Consider the following 20,850-nt stretch of genomic DNA (forward strand, 5'->3'; position numbering starts at 1 on the left):
GTCAGCCCAGTTCCGCCAGCCGCGCCAGGGCGGCGCGCAGCTTGCCGGCCTCGTCCTCGGCGCGTTCCAGCGTGTCGCGGGTTTCCATCACCACATCCTCGGCCGCCGAGGCCACGAACTTCGGGTTGCCCAGCCGCGCCTGCAGGCCGGCAATGTCCTTGTCGAGCTTTGCCAGCGCCTTGGTCAGCCGCGCCTGTTCGGCGGCCACGTCGATCACGCCGGCCAGCGGCAAGGCGAAGGCGCCGCCTTCGACCGGAATCGTGACCGAACCGCGCGGGGCGGTGCCCTCGGTCATCTCGCCCAGTCGCGCGAGGCGGGTGATGAGGCCGGCGTTGCGCGCCCACGCGGCACGGCCGCGGGCATCGAGCGCGCTCATCACGATGGGCAGGTACAGCCCCACCGGCACCCCCATCTGCGCCCGGGCCGAGCGGATATCCTCGATCAGGGCGATCACCCAGCGCATTTCGCGCATCGCCTCGGCATCGACCAGGTCGGGGCCGAGCTCGGGCCAGGGTTGGTGGCAGAGCAGCCCTGCACGCTGCCCGGTGATCGACCACAGCTCCTCGGTGATGAAGGGCATCATCGGGTGCAACAGCATCATGCAGCGGTCCAGCACCCATGCCATCGTGGCGCGGGTTTCGCCTGCAAGGCCCGGGTCGGCCAGCAGCGGCTTGGCGAATTCCACATACCAGTCGCAGACCCTGCCCCAGACAAAGGCATAAAGCGCCGAGGCCGCATCGTTGAAACGGTAGTCGGTCAGCGCGGCATCCACCTCGGCCACCACGCGGGCGGTTTCGCCCAGGATCCAGCGGTTGACGGTGGCTTGCGGCGCAGGGGGCGTGTCTTGCGTGGCGTGGCCTTCCCAGACCCCGTTCATCTCGGCAAAACGGCAGGCGTTCCACAGCTTGGTGCCGAAGTTGCGGTAACCCGCGATGCGCTGGGTATCGAGCTTGAGCACCCCGCCCAGCGCCGCCATCGCCGCCGAGGAGAACCGCAAGGCATCGGCGCCGTATTCGTCGATGATCTCCAGCGGATCGACGACATTGCCAAGCGACTTGGACATCTTCTTGCCCTTGGCGTCGCGCACCAGACCATGCAAGTAGACGTCGCGGAACGGCACCTCGTTCACCACGGCCAGTTGCATCATCATCATACGCGCCACCCAGAAGAACAGGATGTCGGACCCGGTGACCAGCACGCTGGTCGGGAAATAGCGTTGCAGTTCCGGGGTATTCTCGGGCCAGCCCAGCGTGCCGATGGGCCAGAGCCCCGAGGAGAACCAAGTGTCGAGCACGTCGGGGTCGCGCCAGACCGGGTAGACGAGGCGCGTCGGATCCTGCGACAGGTTGTAATCCGCAAGCGCCCGCGAAAACGCCTCCAGCGCCGCGGCGCGGTCGGCCACCTCGACCACGCGCGCGGCATGCAGCGGGGTGGGCAGGCGGCCGATGTCGTGCCGGAACAGGTCGATCACACCGTCAAGGTCGGGCGCGCAGTGATGCCGCTCGCCGGCGTGGACCAGCCCTTCGGACAACAGGCGGAACAATTCGACCTCGTCCAGCGCGCCATCGCCCTGATCGTCGGCAAAGGTGGGCGCCGAAAGGTCGAGGCCATACCAAACCGGAATCTGGTGCCCCCACCACAACTGGCGCGAAATGCACCAGGGTTCGATGTTCTCGAGCCAGTGGTAATAGGTTTTCTCGCCCGACTCCGGCAGGATGCGCACGCGGCCGTCGCGCACTGCGTCCAGCGCAGGGCCGACGAGCTTGCCGGCATCGACGAACCACTGGTCGGTCAGCATCGGCTCGATCACGGTTTTCGACCGGTCGCCGAAGGGCTGCATGATCTTCTTGGCCTCGACCAGCGGCACGGCCGCATCGGCCCCCTCGGCCCCGGGTTTCAGCGCCGCCTTGCCCAGGCGGGCATCGCTGGCCACGGTGGTGACTGCGAGGCCCTCGGCGGTGATCTCCTCGACCAGGCGCTTGCGCGCCTCGAAACGGTCAAGGCCGCGCAGGTGGTCGGGCACGAGGTTCAGCGCGTCGGCTTCGGCCTCGGTCAGCGTCGTGTCGCCGCGCGCCACCGCCTGGGCAATCGCCGCCGCCTCGGCATAGGGCAGCCCGTCGGCACGCAGCCGGGCGCGCGTGTCCATCAGCCGGTAGCAGGGGATGCCGGCCCGCCTGGCCACGCCATAGTCGTTGAAATCGTGCGCCCCGGTGATCTTGACCGCGCCCGACCCGAAGGCCGGGTCGGGGTATTCGTCGGCGATGATCGGGATCAGGCGCCGATGCGCCTTGGGCCCCACCGGGATTTCGCAAAGTTTTCCGACGATTGCCGCATAACGCTCATCCGATGGATGAACCGCCACCGCCCCGTCGCCCAGCATGGTTTCAGGCCGCGTCGTGGCGATCGAGATGTAGTCGCGGATTTCGTCCACGATCACGCGGCCTTCGGCATCCTTCTCGACGTAGCGATAGGTCGCACCCCCGGCCAGCGGATACTTGAAATGCCACATGTGGCCGTCGACTTCGATGTTCTCGACCTCCAGGTCGGAAATCGCCGTCTCGAAATGCGGATCCCAGTTCACCAGACGCTTGCCGCGGTAGATCAGCCCCTTGCGATACATGTCGACAAAGACCCGGATCACCGCGTCGTGGAAGTTCGGCCCCTTGCCCGCGTCGGGGTCGCCGGCCGCACCGCCCATCGTGAAGGCCTCGCGCGACCAGTCGCACGAGGCGCCCAGCCGCTTGAGCTGCCCGATGATCGTGCCGCGCGACTTCACCTTCTGCTGCCAGACCCGGGCGACAAAGGCATCGCGCCCCATTTCGCGGCGCGAGGGCTCGCCGTTGGCGGCCATCTCGCGCTCGGTCACCATCTGGGTGGCGATCCCGGCATGGTCGGTGCCCACCTGCCACAGCGTGTCGAACCCGCGCATCCGGTGCCAGCGGATCAGGATATCCTGCAACGTGTTGTTGAAGGCATGGCCCATGTGCAGGCTGCCGGTCACGTTCGGCGGCGGGATCATGATGCAATAGCTGTCGTCGCGCCGCCTGGCTGCCCCTGCGGCAAAGGCGTTCGCCGCCTCCCACCGCGCAGAGACCCGGGCTTCGGCTTCGGCGGGGGTAAAGGTCTTGTCCATCGGCATCGGCAGGCTCCCTTGATCGCGCGGGTTCTAGCGCGACCAAGGGCAAAGGGGAAGGTCACACAAGCAACGGCCGGTCCGACAACGCCCGCACAAAGGCCCACAGCACAAGGCCGGCATAGGCCCCCCCCGGCCAGCCAGACCGCCGCGCGCGACCCCGCCAGCGGCACCACATGTAGCGCATGGGTTGCGAGGAAAGGCGCGAACCGCAGGTCGCCCACCTCGCGCGACCAGCCCATCAGCGGCACCCGCGCGCCGCTTGCCGGCACACCCACAAGGTGCCCCGGCCCCGCCGCCATGCCCCAGGCCGCCACCATCGTCAGCCCGAAGGTCAGCACCAGACCCAGGCCCATGCCATCCCGCAAGGCAGGCGTCAGCACCGCCTGGTTGCGCCAGATCGCCAGCCCCTTCACCAGCGTCAGCGCCGTCAGCACCGAGGCCACCAGCCCCATCGCCGCGCAAAGCGCCTGCAACGGCGGCGTGCCCGGATGGAAATCCGAGGCCACGCCCAACGCCGCCCCGTCGATCCACATCATCTCGATCACCGCCGCGGCCAGCACCAGACCCTGACGCGCCTCGGTCGGCATCAGGGAACGGCAAGGCAGGGCAGCCCGGGCCGCATCGGTCGCGGCACGTGTCACACGAGCATACCCCCGGAAAAGATCGAAATCTTCGGCCCGCCGTGTCAGCGCCCCGGTGGCCGGACAGGTCGGTCGCGGCCATTCGATCGCGTCGCGGCCAACAGACCTTCCATCGTCGAATTTAGACTTGACACTGTCAAACCCGAAGTCGAGCGAAATCTTGACAGTGTCACACGGCTTCGACATTGCTAGGGGCACGGGCCCGACCCGTTCACCTTGGCCAAATATCCTGCGGGGGTCCGGGGGTGCAAAACCCCCGGTCCGCCCGCCCGACCGGGACACCGCACATGAACGACCCGCGCCCCTATCACCACGGCGACCTTCGGGCCGCGCTTCTGGCGGCTGCCGAAGCCGAACTGGCCGAACGCGGGATCGAAGGGTTCTCGCTGCGCGCCGTGGCCAAGCGCGCCGGCGTCAGCCATGCTGCCCCGGCGCATCACTTCGGCGATGTCACCGGGCTGTTGACGGCGCTGGCTGCCGAAGGCTTCCGCAGCTTCCTCGCGCACATGACCGCGCGCGGCACGCCCGACGACCCGCCGGCGCAACGGATGCAGGCCGCGGGGCTCGGCTACGTCGATTTCGCCCAAAACCGGCCGGCGCTGTTCCGGCTGATCTTTTCGTCGCGCCGCCCCGACTTCGCCGACCCCGACCTTTGCGCCGCCTCCGAAGCTGCCTGCGGCCACCTCGTCGCCCTGGTCGCGGAACTGGGCGGCGGGCAGACCGATGTCCTTGCCATCTGGGCGCTGGCCCACGGCGCAGCCGACCTGATCGCCGGCGGGCGGCTCAAGGGGCTCGACAAGATGCCGCCCGACGCCCGCGACGCGGTGCTGCGCGCCATGCTGGCGCGGGTGATGCCCCGAGGAACCGGCACCGACGCGCCGCCCGCCGCAACGCCCTGCTAGACCGCCCGGTCGATCCGCGTGCTCAGGTGAATGAGCGATTCCGAACTTTTCACCCCGGTCATCTGGCCGATGCGGTCCAGCACCTCGTCCAGCGCCGCCGTGCCCGGCGCCGCCACCTGCAACAGCAGGTCGAACCGGCCCGAGGTGGAATGCGCCACCTCGACCTCGGGCACGGCCTTCAACCGTTGCAGGATGCCGGCCTGGGCGCGCGGTTCGATGGTCAGCAGAATCGTGGCGCGGATGCGGGCGGCCTTGGCGGCCTCGCCCAGCTTCAGGGTATAGCCGGCGATGATGCCCGTGGTTTCCAGCCGCTCCAGCCGGGCCTGCACCGTCGAACGCGCCACCTTCAGCCGCCGGGCCAAGGTGGCCACCGACATGCGTGCATCGGCGCTGAGCAGCCCCAGAATGGTCCGATCCATGTCATCCACGGCACACCTCTCTACTTGTCTTGCCATTTCGTCATTATAACGACGCCACGCTGCATAACACAGGTTTTCATCGCGCGGAATGTGCCCCATATGCGCGGTCCACGTTTTCAGGAAAAGGGCGGCTCATACGCACCTGGCCTGGTTGGTCGAAACGCATCACGCGCGTTCCCCAACCCGTCAAGCCGGGGCAAGGACTGCGTTCTGTTGGCAGCAGGAAGGATACGCCGATGGGACTCTCGAAAACGATCTGGGCCAAGCCGGCCGAATATGTGGCCAACCAGCAACCGGAAAACCCGGTGCTGTTCTTTGCGCCCGGCGTGCTGCAGGCGACCGCCCGCCGCTTCATCGACGGCTTTCCCGGCATGGTCACCTATGCGGTAAAGTCGAACCCGCAGGAAATGGTCATCGAGAACCTCGCCGCCGCCGGTGTGCGCGGGTTCGATGTCGCCAGCCCCGCCGAGATGCTGATGATCCGCCGGCTCGCGCCCGAAGCGGCGATGCACTACAACAACCCTGTGCGCGCGCGGTCGGAAATTGCCGTTGCGGTGGCGCTGGGTGTCAAGTCCTATTCGGTGGACAGCCGTTCGGAACTGGCCAAGCTGATCGAGATGGTGCCGGCGGCCGACACCGAAATCACCGTGCGCTTCAAGCTGCCCGTGCAGGGTGCCGCCTATAACTTCGGCGCCAAGTTCGGCGCCACGCAGGAACTGGCGGCCGAACTGCTGCGCAGCGTGGCCGAGGCCGGGTTCATCCCGTCGATGACCTTCCACCCCGGCACGCAATGCATCGACCCGCAGGCCTGGGAAAGCTATATCCACGCCGCTGCCCGCATTGCCGAGGCCGCGGGCGTGCGGATTGCGCGCCTGAACGTGGGCGGCGGCTTTCCCAGCCATCGGCTGAACGGCGTGCTGCCCGACCTGGAGGCGATCTTTGCCCTGATCGACCGCACGACCGAAGCCGCCTTCGGTGCCGACCGGCCGGTGCTGGTGTGCGAACCCGGCCGCGGGATGGTCGCCGAAAGCTTCACCCTGGCCGCACGGGTCAAGGCGGTGCGCGATGACGAGCATGTGTTCCTGAACGACGGCACCTATGGCAACCTCGACGAGCTGCCGATGATCGGCATCATCGACCGCACCGAGGTGCTGAACCCCGAAGGCACCGCGCGCACCGGCGCGCCGCGCGCGCGCATCGTCTTTGGCCCGACCTGCGATTCGGTGGACCGCCTGCCGGGCGAGTTGATGCTGCCCGGCGACATCGCCGAAGAAGACTATGTGCTGTTCCACGGGCTGGGCGCCTATTCCATCGCCACCAACACCCGCTTCAACGGCTTCGGCGACGTGGCCATCGAAACCGTGCTGTCGCTGCACTAAGCGCACCGCCGGCAAAACGGCAGACGCCTGCGCCGGCACCGGCGCGGGCTTCGGCTTTTGCGGCCCGGAAGATCGCCGTTCGCGGCCCCGATCAGCCGCGTTCGAAAAACGCCGCGATCCAGCCTGCCATCCGCGCCCGGTCGGCCGGGCGCGCCATCGAGGCCCGCGCCTCGGCCAGCAGGTCTGCCGGCAGCTTGCCTTCCAGCTCGTCCAGCAGGTCTGCCATGAAGTCGGCGGTGATCTCGGGGTGATACTGCGTCGTCAGGATGCGCGCCCCGATGGCAAAGGCCCCGACCGGGCAGGCCGCATTGCCCGCCAGCACGCGCGCGCCCTTCGGCAGGTCCAGCACCTGTTCGCCATGCGCGGCATACAGGCCCACCGGCCCGCCCGCGCCCATCCAGGGCTCGGGCGCGTGGTAATCGGTCTCCACACGGCCGATGACGAAGGGCCCCGGGTTGCGCCCGACCCTGCCCCCCAGCGCCCGCGCAATGGCCTGATGGCCGAAACAGGCGCCGAACATCGGCACCCCTGCCGCCGCAATCGCCCGGATCAGGTCCATCAGCCGGTCCACCCAAGGGTCCGGGTCGTTCACCGAGGCCGGGCTGCCCGAGATGATCCAGCCATCCACCACGCATGGGCCGTCGGGGAACACCCCGTCCTTCACCGGCCAGACCGAAAGCCGCCAGTCGGGGCGCACCTCGGCCAGAAGCCGCGCCCATTTCGCGCCATCCTTGGGCCGCGCCTGGGCAAAGGCGCTTTCGTCGGTGTTGGCCATCAGCAGTCCGATATGCACGAAGCCGCCCCTTTACATACAGAAGACCTTGTATCAGTATACATGTTAAGCACCCAAGGGCAAGGGAGAGGCCCATGAGCATCTGGCACCCCACCGACGACGGTTTCGCCGACCTGACCAGCCACGACACCTTCACCGCCGGCCCGCCGCACGCCACCTTTGCCCGCCTGCGCCGCGAAGACCCCCTGCACTGGTCCGACTGGTCGGGGGGCCAGGGGTTCTGGTCGCTGACCCGCCATGCCGACATCATGGAGATGAACCGCCAGACCGACCTTCTGTCCTCGGCCCGCGGCATCCGGATGGAGGATCAGACCTACGAGGAATACCTCGCCCGCCGCACCTTTCAGGAAACCGACCCGCCGGAACACACCCAGACCCGGATCAAGGTTGCGAAAGCCTTTTCCAAACCCGTGATCGCCGGGTTCGAAGGCGTCATCCGCGCGCTGTGCCGCGAAATCCTCGACCAGGCGCTGGCAAAGGGCACCTTCGACGCCACCAGGGACATCGCCCGCCAGCTGCCCATGCGGATGCTGGGGCGCATCATCGGCACACCCGATGCCGACCTGCCCTGGCTGGTGGAAAAGGGCGATGCCCTGATCGCCAACACCGACCCGGATTTCACCGATCACGTGCTGGACCGGATGCAGACCGACGAATACCGGATGATGCCCTTCAACTCGCCCGCGGGGGCCGAGCTTTACGATTATGCCAAGCGGCTGATGGCCGACAAGGCCGCGCGCGGCGATACCGAAGGGGTGCTGCACCTGATCCTGCAACCGGGCCCCGACGGCAGCACGATTTCGGAAACCGAGTTCCGCAACTTCTTCTGCCTGCTGGTGGCGGCCGGCAACGACACCACGCGCTATTCCATCGCCGCGGGCATCCACGCCTTGCTGCACCAGCCCGGCTTGCTGGAGCAGATCCGGTCCGGCGCCGTGGACGACACGATGGCCGACGAGATCATCCGCTGGGCCACGCCGACACTTTACTTCCGCCGCACCGCCACACGCGATTTCGACATGCACGGCAAGACCGTGCGCGCCGGCGACAAGGTGCTGTACTGGTTCGTCTCGGCCAACCGCGACGAGGCAGCGTTCGAAGACCCCTTCCGCCTCAACCTCGCCCGCACGCCCAACCGGCACCTCAGCTTCGGCCAGGGCGGCCCGCATGTCTGCCTCGGCATGTGGCTCGCGCGGCTGGAAGTGCGCGTGCTGTTCCAGGAGCTTGCCGCCCGCCTCAGCAGCATCGAACCGGCGGGGCCGGCGCAGTTCCTGCGCTCCAACTTCATCGGCGGCATCAAGGCGCTGCCGGTGACCGTGACGCTTCGATAACCGGGCCGGCAAGAGCCCAAACCCACAGGGAAACCCATGCGCGACCGTCTGCGACCCTTCTTCTGCGATCACCTGTCGATCATGCACAGCAAACTGCTGCCGGCCGACAAGATCGCCAATGGCTACACCCGCTTTGCCCAGCCCAACTTTGCCGTGCACTACGACAAGGATCTGATCGTGGATGCCCCCGGCACCCTTTGCATGGACGGCCTGCCCGACATGGAACTGCACTGGCGGGCCGAAGACATCCGCCAAGGGTGGGAGCCGCGCACCAAAGTCGTCACCGGCGACCTGTTCGACCGCACCGGGGCGCCGGTGGAAATCGCCGGGCGCCATGTGCTCAAACGCGCGGTGGCCGACTGGGCGCGCCACGGCCTGACCCCCAAGGTGGGGATCGAGCTGGAAGCCTTCGCCTTCACCCGCGATGCCGACGGCAGCTTGCGCCCCTACGACACGCCCGGCGCGGTGGTCTATGGCAACGGGCCCTTCAACGACCCGCTGGGCTTTACCGATGCGATCTGGGACGCGGCCGAGGCGGCGGGCTTCCGGCTGGACCTCATCACCTCGGAATACGACACGCCGCAGTTCGAATTCACGCTCGCCTTCGACGAGGCGGTAAAGGCGGTGGACGACATCGTGCTGTTCCGCCAGATGGCGCGCGAAATCGCGCTGCGCCACGGCATCCTGCTGACCTTCCTGCCCAAGCCGCTGTTCGACCGGGGTGGGTCAGGCCTGCACATCAACCTGTCCTTTGCCGATGCGGCCGGCAACAACGCCCTGGCCACCGGCGAAAAGGGCGGCATCGCCGGCATGAACGATCTTGCCCGCGGCTGCATCGCGGGATGGATGCGCCATCACCGCGGCCTGGCCGCCCTGCTGGCGCCTTGCGTGAACAGCTATGCCCGGCTGCAACCGGCCAGCATGTCGGGCTACTGGTGCAACTGGGGCGAGGATCATCGCGGCGTGACCGTGCGCATCTCGGCCGAAGGGGGGAAAAAGGCGCGGCTGGAACACCGCATGGCCGATGCCTCGGCCAACCCCTATGCCGCCGTGGCGGCGGTGCTGCAAGCCGCCCGCCTGGGGGTCGAAGGCGGCTATCCCCTGCCGCCGTCCGAAACCGGCGACTGCTTCACCGGCAACGATGCCGAAGTCGGCGTGGCCGAAAGCCTGGCCGCCGCGCTGGACGACCTGGAGGCGGACGCCCCCCTTCGCGCGGCGGTGGGCGAGCTGTATTGCGCCCATCACCTGCACATGAAACGGGTCGAGGTGACGAAAACCGCCGACATGACGCGCGAACAGGCGCGCGACTGGTATATCTGGTTCGTCTGACGGGGGGATGCGATGAAAGCCACCTGGATCCTGCCCGACGGGCGCAGCATCACCGCCGAGGTGCCCGCCGGGCGCAACCTGATGGAGGCCGCGCTGGCCGCCAACGTGCCGGGCGTGGTGGGCGAATGCGGCGGGTCGCTGTCCTGCGCCACCTGCCATGTGCATGTGGCGCCGGATTGGGCCGCCGCCGCAGGCACCCCCGGCGACTTCGAGGAGGCGATGCTCGACCTGGCCGACGCCGCACGGGCGCCCACCTCCCGGCTGTCGTGCCAGATCGTGATGACGCCGAGCCTCGACGGCATCGTGCTGCGCGTGCCGCAAGGCTGAGCGCCCCCCTGCCCGGCGCGCGCCGTCAGGCGCCGGGCGAGTCGCGGAAATGGTTCTGCAACTGCACGCGCAGATCCTTTTTCGACATCTTGCCGGTCGCGGTCATCGGGATCGCCTCGACAAAGGCCACGGCGTCGGGCAGCTGCCACTTCGCCATGCTGCGCCCGATATGCGCGAGGATCTCGGCCTCGGTCGCCATCGCGCCGGGGCGCAGCACCACCGCCAGCACCGGGCGCTCGTCCCATTTCGGGTGCGGCACCGCCACCGCTGCCGCCATCGCCACCGCCGGGTGCGAGGCGGCGGCATTTTCCAGGTCGATCGACGAGATCCATTCGCCGCCCGACTTGATCAGATCCTTGGTGCGGTCCACGATCACCAGGTCGCCTTGCGGGGTGATGCGCGCGACATCCCCGGTGCGGAACCAGCCTTCGGCGTCAAAGGCGCGGGCGCTGGCGGCAGGGTCGTTGTAATAGCCGGAAATGATCTGCGGCCCGCGCACCAGCAATTCGCCCACCGCCTTGCCATCGTGCGGCAGGCGGGTGCCATCCTCGGCCACGATCTTCAGGTCCACCCCGAACAGCCGCTTGCCCTGCGGCAGGCGCGCGGCGATGCGGGCCTCCATGTCCTGCCCGGGCTGGCTGCGGCTGACGGTGCCGACCGGGCTCATTTCCGTCATGCCCCAGCCGTGCAGCACCTCGATGCCGAACTCCTCCTCGAGCGCGCGGATCATCGCGGGCGCGGCCGCCGAACCGCCGATCAGCAGCGAATGCAGCCGGTCGGGCCGGGCGCCGCGCTTGCGCATCTCGTCGATCAGGCCGGTCCAGACGGTGGGCACCCCCCAGGCCGCGGTCACGCCCTGCGCTTGCATCAGATCCCACAGCGACGCCCCATCCAGCCGCGGCCCGGGAAAGACCAGCCCCGTTGCCGCCAGCGGCGCCGAATAGGGCAACCCCCAGGCATTGACGTGGAACAGCGGCACCACCGGCAGGATGCGCTGATCGACCCCGAAGCTGCGCGGCGCGCCCAGCACCACCGAAAAGGCGTGCAGCAGGCTGGAACGGTGCGAATACAGCGCCCCCTTCGGGTCGCCCGTGGTGCCCGAAGTATAGCACAGCGCCGCGGCGGTATCCTCGGGCAGGTCGGGCCAGTCGTAGCGCTGCGGCTGGCCGGCCAGCAGGTCTTCGTAGGCCAGCGCCTCGGGCACATCGGGGCGATGCGCGGCATCGCACAGCGCCACCAGCCGGATGCCCGGCGGCATCCGCGGGCGCAAGGCATTGACCAGCGGCACGAAGGTCAGGTCGAAGCACAGCACGCTGTCGGCAGCGTGGCCCATGATCCAGGCGATCTGGTCGGGAAACAGCCGCGGGTTGATGGTGTGGCACACCGCCCCGATGCCCGCCACGGCATAGTAAAGCTCGAAATGGCGGTAGCCGTTCCAGGCCAGCGTGGCCACCCGGTCGCCGGGCTTCACGCCCAGCGCCACCAGCGCATGCGCCAGTTGCCCGATGCGGTCGCGCGATTCGGCGTAAGAATAGCTGTGCACCCCGCCTTCGACGGTTGCCGAAACGATCCGCTGGTCGGGGTAGACGTCGGCGGCATAGTCGATCACGGCAGGGATCGACAGCGGCCGATCCATCATCATGCCTTTCAGCATCGTGTCATCCTCCCTCGGGTCCGGCCTCTGCGGGCGCGGCTGGGGGGACGATAGGCCATTGCCGCCTGCAGGCAAGCGCCTTGTCAGCCGCCCGCCGCGGACGACAAGGCGGCGGCGGCAAAGGCCCGCGCCTCGGCCGGGGCATCGCCCAGCGCGCCCGGCCCCGCCAGCCGTGCAGCCCAGTCGGTGCCCGGGAAATCGCGCGCAGCGAGGTCTGCCAGCGGGGTGGCGCTGGCCAGGGCCTCGCGGCACAGCGCCGCGACACGGGCGGCGGCTTCGGGGCGCGGCAACTGCCCGGCCAGCGCAAAGGTCAGCGCCTCGGCCATCAGGGTGCCCTGCCCTTCGGCCAGGCCGCGGGCCATCGCCGCCGGGTCGGGGCGCACGCGGGCGGCCAGGTCGGCCGCCAGCACCAGCGCCCGGCCGGTGGAATGCACCAGTTGCGGCAGCGTCAGCCATTCGGCAAACCAGGCCGCACCGTCGCGCTGCAGGCCATGCACACCGGCGCCTTGCACCACCTCCGCCAGGGCCGCACTCTGGCGCGCCAGGGCAACCAGCACCGAAGGCCCCACCGGGTTCTGCTTTTGCGGCATGGTCGAGCTGCCGCCCGCCCCGGCCATCGCCACTTCGGCAATGCCGGTCTGCGACAGCAGGATCAGGTCCTGGCCCATCTTGCCCAAGGTTGCGGTCAGCCCGGCCATCCAGGCAGCAAAGGCCCCGATCCCGTCGCGTTCGGCGTGCCAGCTTGCCCCCGGATCGGCCAGACCCAGCGCCTGCGCCAGCCCCGCCCGCACCGCCGCCGCCTGCGGCCCCAGCGCGGCCGAGGTGCCGGCCGCCCCCGACAGCGACACCCTCAGCAGGTCGGGCGCCAGCGCCGCCAGCCGCGCGCGATGCCGCATCACCGGGCGCCCCCAGCCGGCAACCAGCGCGCCGAAGCTGGTGGGCACCGCCGCCTGCCCGTAGGTGCGCGCCGCCATCGGGGTTTCGGCATGGTCCGCCGCCATCTGCCCCAGCGCGGCCGCCAGCGCGCCCAGCCGAACATCCCACAAGGCCACCAGACGCTTCAGCCGCAAGGCCAGCGCGGTATCCATGATATCCTGGCTGGTCGCCCCCCAGTGCAGCCAGCGCGTCATCTCGGGCGCCTCGGCGCCCTTGCGGAAGGCGGCGACCAGCGCGGGCACCGGCACGCCGTTGCGGGCGGTTTCTGCCGCCAGCGCGGCCGGGTCGATCTGCACCTCCAGGCTGGCGCGGTGCAGAAAGGCCGCCGCCTCGGCCGGGATGATCCCAAGGTCGCCTTGCACCCGGGCCAGCGCACCTTCGACGATCAGCATGGCGCGAACCTCGGCACTGTCGGTGAACAGCGCCGCGGTCTCGGCATCGCCGAACAGGTCGCGGTAGAGGGCGGAGTCGGCCGGGGCGGCAGGCATGGGTCTACTCCGGCTGGCGCAGGCCCAGGATCTGGCGCGCCTGCCGCCAGGTGGCGACGGGGCGTTCGTAACGCTCGCACAGGTCCGCCACCCGGCGCACCAGCGCGGCATTGCTGGGGGCAAGGGTGGTCTTGTCCAGCCGCACGTTGTCTTCCAGCCCGGTGCGCGCATGCCCGCCCGAGGCCACGGCCCATTCGTTCAGCACGATCTGGTTGGGCCCGATGCCGGCCGCACACCACGGCGCATCCGCACCGAACAGACGTTTGACGGTGGCGATGTAGAAATCGAACACCACCCGGTCCACCGGCATCGCGTTCTTGACGCCCATGACGAACTGCACGTAGGGCCTGCGGGCGATGCGCCCCTTGTCCCACATCTCGCGCGCCTTGAGGATGTGAGAAAGATCGAAGGCTTCGATCTCGGGCTTCACATCATGCTTCAACATCTCGCCGGCCAGCCAATCGACCAGATCGGGCGGGTTTTCGTAAACGCGGTTGGGAAAGTTGTTCGACCCGACCGAGAGCGAGGCCATGTCGGGCCGCAAGGGCAGCATGCCGCCGCGGGTCTGCCCCGCGCCCGACCGCCCGCCGGTGGAAAGCTGCACGATCATGCCGGGGCAGTGCTTTTCCACGCCTTCCTTCAGGCGGGCGAACCGCTCGGGGTCGCTGGTGGGCTTGCCTTCGTCGTCGCGCACATGGGCATGCACGATGCTGGCGCCGGCCTCGAATGCGGCATGGGTGGATTCCACCTGCTCGGCAATGGTGATCGGCACCGCCGGGTTGTCGGCCTTGGTCGGCAGCGATCCGGTGATGGCCACGCAGATGATGCAAGGGTCAGACATCGATGAACACCGTTTCCCCTTCGCCTTGCAGGCGGATGTCGAACCTGTAGGCCCCCGGCCCGGTTCGGGTTGCGATCAGCGTCGCCACCCTGTCGCGCTGTTCGATGCTGCGCAAGACCGGATCGGCCCCGTGCAGCGCCGCATCCTCGGGGAAATACATGCGGGTGTTCAGCCCGATGTTGATGCCGCGCGCCACCAGCCACAGGTTCAGGTGCGGGGCCTGCATGTCGCGGCCGCGGCCCGGCGTCGCCCCCGGCTTGATCGTGTCGAACCCCCAGAGCCCGGTATCGAAATCGGTGATGACCCGGCCCCAGCCGCGAAAGCCGGGCGCAACCTGGCCGTGGCGCGGATCCTCGGGGTGGGCATAGATGCCGCTGGCATCGGCTTGCCAGACCTCCAGCAGCACATCCTTGACCGGCGCGCCGGTGCCGTCGATCACCAGCCCCTCGACCCGGATGCGTTCGCCCGGGGCGTTCGGCCCGGCGATGTCCCAACCCAGCTCGCGCTCGAAGATGCTGAACCCGGCCGCCCCCGGCGCCAGGCCGATATGCACATAGGGCCCGGCGGTCTGCGACGCGGTTTCCTTGAGGTAATCGAGTTTCTGCACCATCTCAGTTCCCCTCGAGGCGGTTTTCGAACAGCGTCGAGCGCCGCCCGCGCAGCACGATGTCGAACTTGTAGGCCAGGCAATCCATCGGGACCGAAGCGTTCAGGTCCATCGCCGCGATCAGGCGTTGCACCGCCTCGGGGTCGGGGATGGTCTGCACGATCGGGCACAGCGGAATCAGCGGATCGCCTTCGAAGTAAAGCTGGGTGATGAGCCGCTGGCTGAAGGCGGTGCCGAACACCGACACATGGATGTGCCGCGGCCGCCACGAGTTGATGTAGTTCATCCAGGGATAGGGCCCCGGCTTGATGGTGCGGAAGCAGTAATACCCGTTCGCATCCGTCAGCGTGCGCCCGCAGCCGCCGAAATTGGGGTCCAGCGCGCCCAGGTAGATATCCTTCTTGTGGCGATAGCGCCCGCTGGCATTGGCCTGCCAGATTTCCACCAGCGTATTGGGCACCGGCCGGGCGTTTTCGTCCAGCACGCGCCCGTGCAGGATCATCCGTTCGCCCACCGGGTCGCCGCCGTGGTTGAAGTTGGCGATCAGGTCGTTGTCCAGCGGCCCGAAATCGTTGTGGCCGAAGGTCGGGCCGGTGATCTCGCTGGGGGTCTGGTGCATGGTCAGCAGCGGCATGCGCGGCGAACGCGGGACCGAGGTCTTGTAGCCCGGGTGATGCGCCGGCGGGTGCATCGCACGGTCGCGCATGTAGAATTCGGCAGGTTTCATCGGGCGGCCTCCTCGTCCATCTCGGCGTAGGTCTGCTTGGCCAGCCTGATCGCGTGGTTCGCGCGCGGCACCCCGGCATAGATGGCGACGTGCTGGAACGCCTCCATCACGTCGCGGCGGCTGGCGCCGGTGCGGGCGGTGGCGCGGATGTGCATGGGGATTTCGTCGAAATTGCCGGTGGCCGCCAGCAGCGCCAGCGTCAGCATCGACCGTTCGCGCCGGCTGATCGCATCCGAGGCCCAGACGGTGCCCCAGGCAGCTTCGGTGATCAGATCCTGAAACGGGGCATCCAGCGGGGTCTTGGCGGCTTCGGCACGGTTCACATGCGCGTCGCCCAGCACCGCGCGGCGCACGGCCATGCCGCGGGCGTGGCGGTCGGGGGGGGCGGGTTCGGTCATGGGCATCTCCTCAGTAAGGAAGGCCGACATAGTTCTGGGCAAAGGCGACCTGGGCGGCGTGGTTGTCGCGCAGAAAGGCGATTTCGGCCGCCTGCATGCGGCGATCAAAGCCGGTCTGGTCGGGAAAGCGGTGCAACAGCATGGTCAGCGACCAGCTGAAACGCTCGGCCTTCCACACCCGCAACAGCGCCTGTTCCGAATAGCGCTCCAGCCCTTCGGCGTCGTTGGCGCGGTAATGCCGCGCCAGCGCCTGCCACAGGTAATGCACGTCGCTGGCAGCGGTGTTCAGCCCCTTGGCACCGGTGGGCGGCACGATATGCGCCGCATCCCCCACCAGGAACAGCCGGCCCCAGCGCATCGGCTCGGTCACGAAGGATCGCAGCGGCGCGATGGATTTCTCGATGCTGGGCCCTGTCACCAGCGCCTCGGCCACATGAGCCGGCAAGCGGCGGCCGAGCTCGGCCCAGAAACGGTCGTCGGACCAGTCCTCCACCCGGTCCATCGCGGCGCATTGCACGTAATAGCGCGACAGGTTGGCATTGCGCATCGAACACAGTGCAAAGCCGGCATCCGACCCGGCATAGATCAGCTCGTGGCTGACCGGCGGCGTCTGCGACAGAATCCCCAGCCAGCCAAAGGGATAGACCTTTTCGTAATCCCGTCGCACCGTGCCCGGAACCGTGCGGCGGCTGACGCCGTGGAACCCGTCGCAACCGGCCACGAAGTCGCAGTCGATCCGGTGTTCGACGCCGTGGCGGGTGTAGGTCACATGCGGGCGGTCGCCATCGGCGCCATGAATCGCCACATCCTCGGCAGTGTCGATCAGCGGCAGGCCGGCCGCGGCGCGCGCATCGTAAAGGTCGCGCGTCACTTCGGTCTGGCCATAGACGATCACCGGCTTTCCGGCCAGCGCGGAGAGGTTCAGCCGGAACATCTGCCCGTCGAAGGACAGGTTGGTGCCTTCGTGGACATAGCCTTCGCGGTGCAGCCGGTCGGCGACGCCCGCGGCCTCCATCAACCCGATCAGCCCCTGTTCCAGCACCCCGGCGCGGATGCGCGACAGCACATGTGCCCGGTCGCGCCGTTCCAGCACCACGTTGTCGATGCCCTCGCGGTGCAGAAGTTGCCCCAGCAGCATGCCCGAAGGCCCGCCGCCGACGATGACGACCTGTGTGCGCATGTCGATCCTCCCTGCGCGCAGGATGACCTATGGATTTCGGCAAGTAAAATGAGATATTCGGATCGAAACTTGCCGGAAATCGCAATCATGGATCGCCGAATCAAGCTGCGCCACATCCAGGCCTTTGTCGAGATCATCCGTGCCCGCAGCCTGAAGAAGGCGGCCGAGCGGTTGTTCCTGACCCAGCCCGCCATGTCGCGCACCCTGGCCGAGCTGGAAGACATCGCCGGCGCCCCGCTGATGACGCGCGGGCGCGCCGGCGTGGCGCTGACCCCGCAAGGCGAGCTGTTCCACCGCCACGCGCAAGCCAGCCTTGCGCAGATCGAACGCGGGCTGGCGGCGCTGGCGCAACCCGACCCGGGCGCCCGGCGGCTGGCGCTGGGGGTGCTGCCCTCGGTGGCCACGCGCGTCATGCCCGGGGTGGCGGCCGAGCTGGCGCAGATGGCGCCGGAGCTGCACCTGACCATCGCCGATGGCCCGCACGACCAGATGACCGCGCAGCTGCGCGCCGGCCAGCTGGACGCCGTGATCGGCCGCATGGGCGCCCCCGATACCATGCGCGGCCTGGCCTTTGCCCAGCTTTACATGGAACAGGTCGCCATCGTGGTGCGCCCCGGCCACCCGCTGCTGACCGACCCCGACCTGCACGCGCTTGGCCGCTGGCCGGTGATCTGGCCGCCGCCCTGGGCGGCCATCCGCCCGCTGGTCGAACGGTTCTTCATCCTCAACGGCGTGCCCGAGCCCGCGCACCGCATCGAAACCGTTTCGGGCGCCTTCGGGCGGGTGCAGGTGCCGCAGACCGATGCGGTCTGGTTCATCTCCGAAGGGGTGGTCGCGCTGGAACTGGCCGACGGGCGCCTGGCGCGGGTGCCGTTGTCCACCGCCGGCACCGAAGGCCCGGTCGGCCTGATGACCCGCGCCGACGAGGCGCCTTCGGCGGAACGCCGCCTGCTGGGGCTGGCGCTGGACCGCACGCTGGCGCGGCTGGGGCTGGCCTGACCTTGCCCTTGCCGCAAGGTCGCCCTAGGGTGCCGCGCGACAAGCGCAAGGGGTCTGGCATGGACGCGGTTCCGGTTCTGGTGACGGGGGGGGCGGGCTACATCGGCTCGCACGCCTGCAAGGTGCTCAAGGCGGCAGGGTTCCTGCCGGTGACATTCGACAACCTCAGCACCGGCTGGCGCCAGGCGGTGCAATTCGGCCCGCTGCACCAGGGCGACCTGACCGACCGCGCCAGCATCGACGCCGCAATGGCCGAATGGAAACCCGCCGCGGTGATGCACTTTGCCGCCCTCTCGCAGGTCGGGGAATCGATGAAGGATCCCGGCCTCTACTGGCGCGAGAACGTGCTGGGCGCGCTGAACCTGATCGAATCGGCGCTGGCCCATGACGTGCGCCGCTTCGTGTTCTCCTCGACCTGCGCGACCTACGGCGACCAGGACGGCGTCGTGCTGAACGAAGACACCGCCCAGGCCCCGATCAACGCCTATGGCGGCTCCAAGCGCGCGATCGAGGACATGCTGCGCGACTTTGCCCCCAAGGGGCTGGAGGCGGTGATCTTTCGCTATTTCAACGTCGCCGGCGCCGACCCCGAGGCCCAGGTGGGCGAGTTCCACCAACCCGAAACCCACCTGATCCCCCTGATGCTGGACGCGATTTCGGGCCGCCGCGCGGCGCTGACGCTGCACGGCACCGATTACCCCACGCCCGACGGCACCTGCATCCGCGACTATGTGCACGTGATGGACCTGGTCGATGCCCATGTGCTGGGCCTGCGCTGGCTGCTGGACGGGCGCGGCAGCCGCGTGTTCTGCCTTGGCACCGGCAAGGGGTTTTCCGTGCGCGAGGTGGTGGATGCCAGCCGCGCCGTCACCAACCGCGACGTCCCCATCGTCGAAGGGCCGCGCCGCCCGGGCGATGCGGTGCGGCTGGTGTCGGGGTCGGAACGCGCGGCGCGCGAACTCGGCTGGGCGCCGCACCGCTCGACCATGGCGCAGATGATCGGCGATGCCTGGCGCTGGCACCAGACCGGGCATTACAGCGAATGACGCGCGCGCCCCGGCGCGTCTGCGGGGGCGACCCGCTCAGTTGGTCGGCTGCTTGTAGACGCCCTGTTCCTTCAGCGCATCCATGACCTCCTTGGGCATGTAGGTCTCGTCGTGCTTGGCCAGAATCTCGCGGGCCTGGAACACGCCGTCCACCAGCTTGCCGGTGCCGATCATGCCCTGGCCTTCGGAAAACAGGTCGGGCAGCACGCCGGTAAAGGCCACCGGAATGCTGGCGCCCCCGTCGGTCACGCGGAATGTCACGGTTTCGCCTTGCCCGCGCACGATCGACCCTTCCTCGACCAGCCCGCCCAGGCGGAAGGTTTCGGTCGGCGGCGGCGGGTCGGCCATCACCTGCGCCGGGGCCCGGAAAAAGTTGATGCCGTCGCGCATGGCATAACCGATCAGCGCGGTCGACAGCGCCAGCGCCACCGCGGCCACCGCCAGAATCTGGATACGGCGTTGTTTCTTCAGCGTCTTCATGGCGTCACGGAAAGCAGGGGGCCAGCATCAGCCCCAGGGTTTCATCCAGGCCCAGCATCAGGTTGGCGTTCTGGATCGCCTGCCCCGACGACCCCTTGGTCAGGTTGTCCAGCACCGCCACGATCACCGCGCGGTTCGGCATCCGGTCGCCCACCACCCCGATGTGGCAGAAGTTCGACCCCCGCACATCGCGCGTGCTGGGCAGCGCGCCGAAGGGCAGCACCTGCAGGAAGGGCTCGTCCGCATAGGCCGCCGCCAGCGTCCGGTGCACCACCGCCGGATCGCCGTCGACATAGACCGTGGCGAGGATCCCGCGGTTCATCGGCAACAGATGCGGCGTGAACTGCACCTGCACCGGCCGCCCCGCCAGGGCCGAGAATTCCTGGTCGAACTCGCCCAGGTGCCGGTGCTTGCCGCCGGCGGAATAGCTGTGCGTGCCTTCGGACAATTCGGCATGCAGCAGGTTTTCCTTCAGGCTGCGCCCCGCGCCCGACACCCCGGCCTTCAGGTCGATCACGATGCGGTCCAGGTCGATCACCCCGGCCGAAATCAGCGGCCGCAGCGCGTATTGCCCGGTGGCCGCATTGCACCCCGTGCCCGCCACCAGCCGCCCGCCCCGAATGGCATCGCGGTAGAACTCGGTCAGCCCATAGACCGCCTCGGCCTGCAACTCGGGCGCGGCATGCGGCTGGCCATACCACTTCTCGTAGGCGGTCACATCGCGCAGCCGGAAATCGGCCGAAAGGTCGACGATCTTCAGATCGCGCGGCAAGGCGGAAATCACCGCCTGGCTGGTGGCATGCGGCAGCGCACAGAAACACAGATCCACGCCGGAAAAGTCGATCTCCTCGATCTTCACCAGCCGCGGCAGGTCCAGATGGCGCAGAAAGGGGAACACCTCGGCCATGCCTTGCCCGGCCTTGCGGTCGGCCGACAAGGCCACGATGCGCATGCCCGGATGCGTCGCAATCAGACGTACCAGCTCTGCCCCCGTATAGCCCGATGCCCCCAGAATGGCGATGCGCTGCATGGTCCGATCCTCCTCGCTCGCGTTGCCCGTATGTGGCGCCATCCGCGCCGCGGCACAAGCCTTGCCGCATGTTCACCCGCAGGAAATTGACCGCCGCTCCTGCCCCTGCCGCTTTCACCTTGCCCAAATATCCCCCCCGGAGGGCGGGGGGTCCGGGGGGCAGCGCCCCCCGGCCCCGGGCCGGTCGCCCGGCGCGGCTCAGATTTC

The 20,850-nt window shown here is 68.7% G+C and carries 20 protein-coding genes; 7 read left to right on the forward strand and 13 right to left on the reverse strand.

The annotated features are described in order from the left end of the window. Position 1: 1 nt before the first annotated feature. Both ACK4S2_RS02815 and ACK4S2_RS02820 read right to left on the reverse strand, forming a co-directional pair. Positions 2-3,133: a valine--tRNA ligase gene (locus tag ACK4S2_RS02815; RefSeq protein WP_409620215.1), complete on the reverse strand. Its 3,132-nt coding sequence runs from the start codon at positions 3,131-3,133 to the stop codon at positions 2-4. After that, positions 3,016-3,723 carry a hypothetical protein gene (locus ACK4S2_RS02820; RefSeq protein WP_409620107.1) on the reverse strand — a complete coding sequence of 236 codons (708 nt, stop codon included), beginning with the start codon at positions 3,721-3,723 and terminating at the stop codon, positions 3,016-3,018. The genes ACK4S2_RS02815 and ACK4S2_RS02820 overlap by 118 nt, the downstream gene beginning before the upstream one ends. A 341-nt stretch (positions 3,724-4,064) precedes the next feature. Here ACK4S2_RS02820 and ACK4S2_RS02825 point away from each other — a divergent pair, with 341 nt between their 5' ends. Continuing rightward, a complete protein-coding gene (locus tag ACK4S2_RS02825; protein WP_409620109.1) occupies positions 4,065-4,679 on the forward strand; it encodes a TetR/AcrR family transcriptional regulator in 615 nt (204 codons plus the stop codon). Here the strand turns inward: ACK4S2_RS02825 and ACK4S2_RS02830 are convergent. Then, positions 4,676-5,107: an Lrp/AsnC family transcriptional regulator gene (locus tag ACK4S2_RS02830; RefSeq protein ID WP_409620111.1), complete on the reverse strand. Its 432-nt coding sequence runs from the start codon at positions 5,105-5,107 to the stop codon at positions 4,676-4,678. The genes ACK4S2_RS02825 and ACK4S2_RS02830 overlap by 4 nt on opposite strands. A gap of 227 nt (positions 5,108-5,334) precedes the next feature. Here ACK4S2_RS02830 and ACK4S2_RS02835 point away from each other — a divergent pair, with 227 nt between their 5' ends. After that, on the forward strand, positions 5,335-6,477 hold the full coding sequence (locus ACK4S2_RS02835) for a type III PLP-dependent enzyme (protein ID WP_409620113.1): 1,143 nt from the start codon (positions 5,335-5,337) through the stop codon (positions 6,475-6,477). Between the two features lie 91 nt (positions 6,478-6,568). Here ACK4S2_RS02835 and ACK4S2_RS02840 read toward each other — a convergent pair whose 3' ends face one another. Then, positions 6,569-7,270: a type 1 glutamine amidotransferase gene (locus ACK4S2_RS02840; protein ID WP_409620115.1), complete on the reverse strand. Its 702-nt coding sequence runs from the start codon at positions 7,268-7,270 to the stop codon at positions 6,569-6,571. Between the two features lie 74 nt (positions 7,271-7,344). Between ACK4S2_RS02840 and ACK4S2_RS02845 the strand changes: the two genes are divergently transcribed. From ACK4S2_RS02845 to ACK4S2_RS02855, 3 genes are read left to right on the forward strand one after another with little or no spacing between them, the layout of a single operon-like run. Beyond that, entirely contained in the window at positions 7,345-8,601 is a 1,257-nt protein-coding gene (locus ACK4S2_RS02845; protein WP_409620117.1) for a cytochrome P450, read from the forward strand. Between the two features lie 36 nt (positions 8,602-8,637). Continuing rightward, the gene (locus tag ACK4S2_RS02850; protein WP_409620119.1) at positions 8,638-9,930 is read left to right on the forward strand and encodes a glutamine synthetase; all 1,293 of its coding nucleotides are present in this window, start codon (positions 8,638-8,640) and stop codon (positions 9,928-9,930) included. Between the two features lie 12 nt (positions 9,931-9,942). After that, positions 9,943-10,257: a 2Fe-2S iron-sulfur cluster-binding protein gene (locus ACK4S2_RS02855; RefSeq protein ID WP_409620121.1), complete on the forward strand. Its 315-nt coding sequence runs from the start codon at positions 9,943-9,945 to the stop codon at positions 10,255-10,257. 25 nt (positions 10,258-10,282) lie between these two features. Here the strand turns inward: ACK4S2_RS02855 and ACK4S2_RS02860 are convergent, their stop codons facing one another. The 7 genes from ACK4S2_RS02860 to pobA form a co-directional block, all read right to left on the reverse strand. After that, complete coding sequence (locus tag ACK4S2_RS02860) at positions 10,283-11,911, reverse strand: long-chain-fatty-acid--CoA ligase (RefSeq protein WP_409620123.1); 1,629 nt, start codon at positions 11,909-11,911, stop codon at positions 10,283-10,285. 83 nt (positions 11,912-11,994) lie between these two features. Continuing rightward, positions 11,995-13,335 carry a lyase family protein gene (locus ACK4S2_RS02865; protein ID WP_409620125.1) on the reverse strand — a complete coding sequence of 447 codons (1,341 nt, stop codon included), beginning with the start codon at positions 13,333-13,335 and terminating at the stop codon, positions 11,995-11,997. Between the two features lie 4 nt (positions 13,336-13,339). Further along, positions 13,340-14,176 carry a 3-keto-5-aminohexanoate cleavage protein gene (locus tag ACK4S2_RS02870; protein ID WP_409620127.1) on the reverse strand — a complete coding sequence of 279 codons (837 nt, stop codon included), beginning with the start codon at positions 14,174-14,176 and terminating at the stop codon, positions 13,340-13,342. After that, positions 14,169-14,786, reverse strand: coding sequence for a protocatechuate 3,4-dioxygenase subunit alpha (gene pcaG / locus ACK4S2_RS02875; RefSeq protein WP_409620129.1), 618 nt, complete (start codon positions 14,784-14,786; stop codon positions 14,169-14,171). The genes ACK4S2_RS02870 and pcaG overlap by 8 nt, the downstream gene beginning before the upstream one ends. A 1-nt stretch (position 14,787) precedes the next feature. Then, the gene (pcaH, locus tag ACK4S2_RS02880; RefSeq protein WP_409620131.1) at positions 14,788-15,510 is read right to left on the reverse strand and encodes a protocatechuate 3,4-dioxygenase subunit beta; all 723 of its coding nucleotides are present in this window, start codon (positions 15,508-15,510) and stop codon (positions 14,788-14,790) included. Then, complete coding sequence (gene pcaC / locus ACK4S2_RS02885) at positions 15,507-15,908, reverse strand: 4-carboxymuconolactone decarboxylase (RefSeq protein ID WP_409620133.1); 402 nt, start codon at positions 15,906-15,908, stop codon at positions 15,507-15,509. The genes pcaH and pcaC overlap by 4 nt, the downstream gene beginning before the upstream one ends. Before the next feature lie 10 nt (positions 15,909-15,918). Further along, positions 15,919-17,088 carry a 4-hydroxybenzoate 3-monooxygenase gene (gene pobA / locus ACK4S2_RS02890; RefSeq protein ID WP_409620135.1) on the reverse strand — a complete coding sequence of 390 codons (1,170 nt, stop codon included), beginning with the start codon at positions 17,086-17,088 and terminating at the stop codon, positions 15,919-15,921. Positions 17,089-17,175: 87 nt separating this feature from the next. On the opposite strand from pobA, the gene pcaQ reads away from it, so the two are divergent. Together pcaQ and galE are read left to right on the forward strand one after the other, a co-directional pair. Beyond that, positions 17,176-18,087, forward strand: coding sequence for a pca operon transcription factor PcaQ (pcaQ, locus tag ACK4S2_RS02895; RefSeq protein ID WP_409620136.1), 912 nt, complete (start codon positions 17,176-17,178; stop codon positions 18,085-18,087). 59 nt (positions 18,088-18,146) lie between these two features. Beyond that, positions 18,147-19,133, forward strand: coding sequence for a UDP-glucose 4-epimerase GalE (gene galE, locus ACK4S2_RS02900; RefSeq protein WP_409620138.1), 987 nt, complete (start codon positions 18,147-18,149; stop codon positions 19,131-19,133). Between the two features lie 36 nt (positions 19,134-19,169). Here galE and ccmE read toward each other — a convergent pair whose 3' ends face one another. Next, complete coding sequence (ccmE, locus tag ACK4S2_RS02905) at positions 19,170-19,613, reverse strand: cytochrome c maturation protein CcmE (protein WP_409620140.1); 444 nt, start codon at positions 19,611-19,613, stop codon at positions 19,170-19,172. A gap of 4 nt (positions 19,614-19,617) precedes the next feature. After that, positions 19,618-20,643, reverse strand: a complete 1,026-nt coding sequence (gene argC, locus ACK4S2_RS02910) for an N-acetyl-gamma-glutamyl-phosphate reductase (protein WP_409620142.1) — start codon at positions 20,641-20,643, stop codon at positions 19,618-19,620. Positions 20,644-20,850 lie beyond the last annotated feature (207 nt).

Origin of the sequence: Gemmobacter sp. (genome assembly GCF_046292685.1) — a bacterium.
GTDB lineage: Bacteria > Pseudomonadota > Alphaproteobacteria > Rhodobacterales > Rhodobacteraceae > Wagnerdoeblera.

What these genes read in the sequence shown, in the direction of transcription:
- ACK4S2_RS02820 (WP_409620107.1), bottom strand. Translation starts at nt 3,723, where the DNA reads ATGCCGACCGAGGCGCGTCAGGGTCTGGTGCTGGCCGCGGCGGTGATC.
- ACK4S2_RS02815 (WP_409620215.1), bottom strand. Translation starts at nt 3,133, where the DNA reads ATGGACAAGACCTTTACCCCCGCCGAAGCCGAAGCCCGGGTCTCTGCG.
- pcaC (WP_409620133.1), bottom strand. Translation starts at nt 15,908, where the DNA reads ATGACCGAACCCGCCCCCCCCGACCGCCACGCCCGCGGCATGGCCGTG.
- ACK4S2_RS02870 (WP_409620127.1), bottom strand. Translation starts at nt 14,176, where the DNA reads ATGTCTGACCCTTGCATCATCTGCGTGGCCATCACCGGATCGCTGCCG.
- ACK4S2_RS02860 (WP_409620123.1), bottom strand. Translation starts at nt 11,911, where the DNA reads ATGCTGAAAGGCATGATGATGGATCGGCCGCTGTCGATCCCTGCCGTG.
- ACK4S2_RS02855 (WP_409620121.1), top strand. Translation starts at nt 9,943, where the DNA reads ATGAAAGCCACCTGGATCCTGCCCGACGGGCGCAGCATCACCGCCGAG.
- pcaH (WP_409620131.1), bottom strand. Translation starts at nt 15,510, where the DNA reads ATGAAACCTGCCGAATTCTACATGCGCGACCGTGCGATGCACCCGCCG.
- ACK4S2_RS02835 (WP_409620113.1), top strand. Translation starts at nt 5,335, where the DNA reads ATGGGACTCTCGAAAACGATCTGGGCCAAGCCGGCCGAATATGTGGCC.
- pcaG (WP_409620129.1), bottom strand. Translation starts at nt 14,786, where the DNA reads ATGGTGCAGAAACTCGATTACCTCAAGGAAACCGCGTCGCAGACCGCC.
- ccmE (WP_409620140.1), bottom strand. Translation starts at nt 19,613, where the DNA reads ATGAAGACGCTGAAGAAACAACGCCGTATCCAGATTCTGGCGGTGGCC.
- ACK4S2_RS02850 (WP_409620119.1), top strand. Translation starts at nt 8,638, where the DNA reads ATGCGCGACCGTCTGCGACCCTTCTTCTGCGATCACCTGTCGATCATG.
- argC (WP_409620142.1), bottom strand. Translation starts at nt 20,643, where the DNA reads ATGCAGCGCATCGCCATTCTGGGGGCATCGGGCTATACGGGGGCAGAG.
- ACK4S2_RS02825 (WP_409620109.1), top strand. Translation starts at nt 4,065, where the DNA reads ATGAACGACCCGCGCCCCTATCACCACGGCGACCTTCGGGCCGCGCTT.
- ACK4S2_RS02845 (WP_409620117.1), top strand. Translation starts at nt 7,345, where the DNA reads ATGAGCATCTGGCACCCCACCGACGACGGTTTCGCCGACCTGACCAGC.
- pcaQ (WP_409620136.1), top strand. Translation starts at nt 17,176, where the DNA reads ATGGATCGCCGAATCAAGCTGCGCCACATCCAGGCCTTTGTCGAGATC.
- pobA (WP_409620135.1), bottom strand. Translation starts at nt 17,088, where the DNA reads ATGCGCACACAGGTCGTCATCGTCGGCGGCGGGCCTTCGGGCATGCTG.
- ACK4S2_RS02865 (WP_409620125.1), bottom strand. Translation starts at nt 13,335, where the DNA reads ATGCCTGCCGCCCCGGCCGACTCCGCCCTCTACCGCGACCTGTTCGGC.
- galE (WP_409620138.1), top strand. Translation starts at nt 18,147, where the DNA reads ATGGACGCGGTTCCGGTTCTGGTGACGGGGGGGGCGGGCTACATCGGC.